This is a genomic window from Aeromonas sp. ZOR0001 (genome assembly GCF_000801015.1).
In the GTDB taxonomy this organism is placed as follows: Bacteria; Pseudomonadota; Gammaproteobacteria; order Enterobacterales; family Aeromonadaceae; genus Aeromonas; species Aeromonas veronii.
In genome coordinates this window covers 24853-28524 of the sequence record NZ_JRJY01000090.1, presented here as the reverse complement: position 1 = coordinate 28524, position 3672 = coordinate 24853, and the positions used below count along the sequence as shown (strand labels likewise).

Here is a 3672-nt window from a genome sequence, read left to right as displayed (position 1 = left end):
TCCCTCTTTTTTTGGCCCGTTGGCGGGCCGCCGCCACGGCTCGCAGCCCTTGCCAGCAGTGCGAGCAGCCCGTTGCCGAGTCCGCCGCCACACCATCCGCTGTGCAACGGGCCGACCGATTTCTGCTTTTCTCCCCCACATTTTGGCAGTTAGGATGACCCTTCCGTGACCACCCCCCTCATAGAAAAGGAATCGCTATGACCCGTCACCCCAACATCAAACACTGGCGCGAGCTGCAAGAACCGGAGCCGGGATGCTATCCCGGTAGTCAGGAACAGATGTCCCTCGGTAGCGCGCTGGGTCGGCATTTTGACTTTAGCCGCATCGGCATTCACCACGAGCTGGTGGCACCTGGCCATCGCACCAGCTGGCCCCATGCCGAAGAGACCGAAGACGAGTTCGTCCATGTGCTGGAAGGGACGCCCGATGTCTGGCTCGATGGCGTGCTTTATCGCCTGCAACCGGGCGACTCGGTCGGTTTCAAGGCCGGTAACGGGCTGGCCCACACCTTTATCAACAACACGGATGAGCCGGTGCGGCTGCTCTGCGTGGGGGATAGGGATCGCGCCGATAACCGCATCCACTATGCCCTGCACCCCGAGTACAACCGCCAGATCGGCAAGCGCCACTGGGACGACGTGCCCGAGCGCGACATGGGGGATCACGACGGCCTGCCCGACAAGCTGCGCGAGCGCAACGGCCCCTTCTAGGGCGCAGCTCTTCTGCGCACCAGCCCAGTGCCACCCGATATAAAAAAGCCTGCCGCGTGGCAGGCTTTTGCTATCTGTTTGCCGCCTGTGGCGCGCAGCGCTTATTGCAGGTTGAGCCCGCCCAGATAGTCGCGCTTGCCGAGATCGACCCCGGCGCGGCGCAGCAGGGCGTAGGCCATGGTGAGGTGGAAGTAGAAGTTGGGAATGCCGTACTCATGGACGCAGGTATGGCCATCCATCCCCTTGCCGCCCGCCCAGTGGGGCACGTAACGGCCGCTGGCGTACTGGCTGTAGTCCGCGTCCAGCTTGCCTTGCAGATAGCTGATGGTCTTGCCGATATGGGCGCGCAGATCGGCCATGGTTTTGGGGTCATCTCCCAGCACCGGCAGCTCGCTGTGGCTGGCGGTGGCCACCACGGCGCGGGCCGAATCGCAGCAGATCAGCACTTGCTTGGACAGCGGCAGCATATCGACGATCAGCCGCTCGCCGAAGAAGTTCTCCACGTTGAACTGCTTCGCCGCGGCGTGGGCCTCGGCCTTGGCCAGACAGTGGTCGAGGTTGGTCAGCATCTTGATGAACTGGGCGGTGATATCGCGATTCATGAGCACTCTCCATCTTGTTGAAACAGCGGCTCGCTTGCGCGGCCACAGTGAATGAGACTGGCTAATCGGCCACCAATATACCCCAACCGCTGCCGGGTTCGAGCCCGTGGCGACAAAAAGGGCAGGACAGCGCTACTTTGCGCGACAGCCGCTGGCCAAGCAGCCCTGCTCGCTTTTTGAACCTGTGAGTCCCTTATCGCCCCTTTTTTGATCTGTGACATAAATCACCTTTTTTCAGGGGCGTAGGCTGAATGCCGTTGTCCTGGACACACGCCTGCGCATCCGCCAGGACACAAAAAAAGGAGAATGAGATGAAGATCTATGACCGTAACCGCAATGTGCTGAACCAGGGTCAGCGCGTCATGATTGCCGCCACTGGCGCAGTCGATTTTCTGAAAGAGGCCCACACCGACAATATGACCCCCTATCAGGCGGAGCATGAGAAGTGCGTGCTGCTGGCAAACTCCGGTGAGCGCTACGCCCCCATCGAGTTGATTAGACTAGGCTGATCCCTTTCCCTGTCACCCTACTCTTTACAATTCACCCGGCCGCCGCGCCCCATCTGGCGGCCGGGTTTCTGATTTCCCCTCTTCATCCCACCAAATGCCGAAAAATTGAACCGGGTCACACCCCGCTCGATTTGAGCGATTGTCAGCCAGCGCAGGCTCATGCGAACCTTTAAATCCCGTTAACTCACTAAAAAATAACGACTATGTTCAGGCAAATAATGATGGGTGCCGCCCTGCTATCGGCGGCGCTGCTTTCCGGTTGTGCTTCCGTACCCATGGCCGATGCCACCGCAGACGCGCAGGCCAAGCAGTTTGTGGCGCCCAAGGATGCGGCCAACCTCTATATCTATCGCAACGAGACCTTTGGTGCGGCGGTGAAAATGCCGCTGCTGGTGGACGGTATGGCGGTCGGCGATACCGTGGCCCACACCTACATCCTCAAGCAGGTGACACCGGGCAGCCACACCATCACCTCAAAGTCGGAGAACGATGCCACCCTGACTCTCAGCACCGAGGCGGGTAAAAACTACTACGTCTGGCAGGAGGTCAAGATGGGCCTGCTAATGGCTCGCTCCAAGCTGAGTCAGGTCAGTGAAGAGGAGGGCAAACAAGGGGTGATGGAGAGCAAGTTGGTTAAGTGACCAGAGGCTTCCACCAAAAACAAGGCGTAGCTCCACCAGTTACGCCTTTGCCCGAAAGTGGGTGTTCCAGATTTCCTGTCCATGTAGGTTCGATTAGCGAAGCGTAATCGGACGATCGCGTCAGGAATATCCGCACCATCACGACCCGCAAGCAGATCGACGTGAGGCAAGGCTATGCTTGGCTTTTCGGTCTCGATGAGGGGAAAGGGATGGCCAACTGGCGGCGGACATGGTGGCCCGGCGGAACTTGGTTCTTTACCGTCAACCTGCTGGAGCGGCGCAACAACCGGTTGCTGGTGGAGCAGATCGACCTGCTGCGTCAAAGCGTTGCCAAGGTGCAACAGGCTCACCCCTTCGCCATTCATGCATGGGTGGTGTTGCCCGACCATCTCCACTGCATTCTCTCTTTGCCGGAGGGGGACACCGATTTCCCCCTGCGTTGGCGGCTGATCAAAAGCCACTTTTCCCGCGCCTTGCCGCTGAACGAGCGGCGCAGCCAGACCCGGTTACGCCACGGGGAGCGGGGCATCTGGCAACGCCATTATTGGGAACATCTGATCCGGGATGAGCAGGATTACCGCCACCATATGGATTACGTCCATATCAACCCGCTCAAGCATGGTCATGTTACCCGGGTGGCCGATTGGCCATATTCCACCTTCCATCGTTACGTGGCGAACGGCGTCTATCCGCCGGATTGGTGTGGGTCGGTGGATGGGGCGTTGGGGGGATTGGAGTAAATCTATCAAGGGTTATGCCAATGTGAACGTCCGATTACGCGATCGTCCGATTACGCTTCGCTAATCGAACCTACGGTCCTGATTTTCCATAAGGGGCGTTGTTGCCCAAATCGATACAGCTTGAATGGAACTAACTGAGGGCTCGGTGATCTGATCACCATCATCCTCTTCAAATCTGCATCATGGGCTCGTCGCTTCACCCCATCACTAACTGGCCTCAATACAACAAGTCTTTGATTAACCGTGGTTCCCTCACCTTCTGGGTTGATGCAGACGCCATGGATAACTGGTTCCACCACGACCATCATGGGTGCCGGGGCCGCAGCCAACTCTACACTGACCAGACCATCTGCACCTTCCTAATGCTCAAGGGGATTTTCAACCTCACTCTGCGGGCCACTCAGGGACTACTCGACTCCCTGTTCGAGTTGATGAACGTACCGCTTTGTGCCCCCGATTACAGCTGTGTA

The 3672-nt window shown here is 58.6% G+C and carries 6 protein-coding genes; 5 read left to right on the top strand and 1 reads right to left on the bottom strand.

Annotated features, from left to right (window positions below):
- Nucleotides 1–197: 197 nt before the first annotated feature.
- Nucleotides 198–710, top strand: coding sequence for a cupin domain-containing protein (locus tag L972_RS11970; RefSeq protein WP_047438476.1), 513 nt, complete (start codon nucleotides 198–200; stop codon nucleotides 708–710).
- Between the two features lie 101 nt (nucleotides 711–811).
- Here L972_RS11970 and L972_RS11965 read toward each other — a convergent pair whose 3' ends face one another.
- Nucleotides 812–1312: a DUF1993 domain-containing protein gene (locus tag L972_RS11965; protein WP_047438475.1), complete on the bottom strand. Its 501-nt coding sequence runs from the start codon at nucleotides 1310–1312 to the stop codon at nucleotides 812–814.
- 311 nt (nucleotides 1313–1623) lie between these two features.
- On the opposite strand from L972_RS11965, the gene ydfZ reads away from it, so the two are divergent.
- The 4 genes from ydfZ to L972_RS11945 all read left to right on the top strand — a co-directional run.
- Nucleotides 1624–1821, top strand: coding sequence for a putative selenium delivery protein YdfZ (gene ydfZ / locus L972_RS11960; RefSeq protein WP_005357022.1), 198 nt, complete (start codon nucleotides 1624–1626; stop codon nucleotides 1819–1821).
- Nucleotides 1822–2024: 203 nt separating this feature from the next.
- Nucleotides 2025–2462 carry a DUF2846 domain-containing protein gene (locus L972_RS11955; RefSeq protein ID WP_047438473.1) on the top strand — a complete coding sequence of 146 codons (438 nt, stop codon included), beginning with the start codon at nucleotides 2025–2027 and terminating at the stop codon, nucleotides 2460–2462.
- Between the two features lie 209 nt (nucleotides 2463–2671).
- Nucleotides 2672–3202 carry an REP-associated tyrosine transposase gene (locus tag L972_RS11950; RefSeq protein ID WP_047438472.1) on the top strand — a complete coding sequence of 177 codons (531 nt, stop codon included), beginning with the start codon at nucleotides 2672–2674 and terminating at the stop codon, nucleotides 3200–3202.
- Between the two features lie 182 nt (nucleotides 3203–3384).
- Nucleotides 3385–3672 (top strand): IS5/IS1182 family transposase (locus tag L972_RS11945; protein ID WP_047438470.1); only part of this gene is annotated, 288 nt, incomplete at its 3' end.

Coding starts and splice junctions, on each gene's coding strand:
- L972_RS11950 (WP_047438472.1), top strand. CDS start 2,672: ATGGCCAACTGGCGGCGGACATGGTGGCCCGGCGGAACTTGGTTCTTT.
- L972_RS11955 (WP_047438473.1), top strand. CDS start 2,025: ATGTTCAGGCAAATAATGATGGGTGCCGCCCTGCTATCGGCGGCGCTG.
- ydfZ (WP_005357022.1), top strand. CDS start 1,624: ATGAAGATCTATGACCGTAACCGCAATGTGCTGAACCAGGGTCAGCGC.
- L972_RS11965 (WP_047438475.1), bottom strand. CDS start 1,312: ATGAATCGCGATATCACCGCCCAGTTCATCAAGATGCTGACCAACCTC.
- L972_RS11970 (WP_047438476.1), top strand. CDS start 198: ATGACCCGTCACCCCAACATCAAACACTGGCGCGAGCTGCAAGAACCG.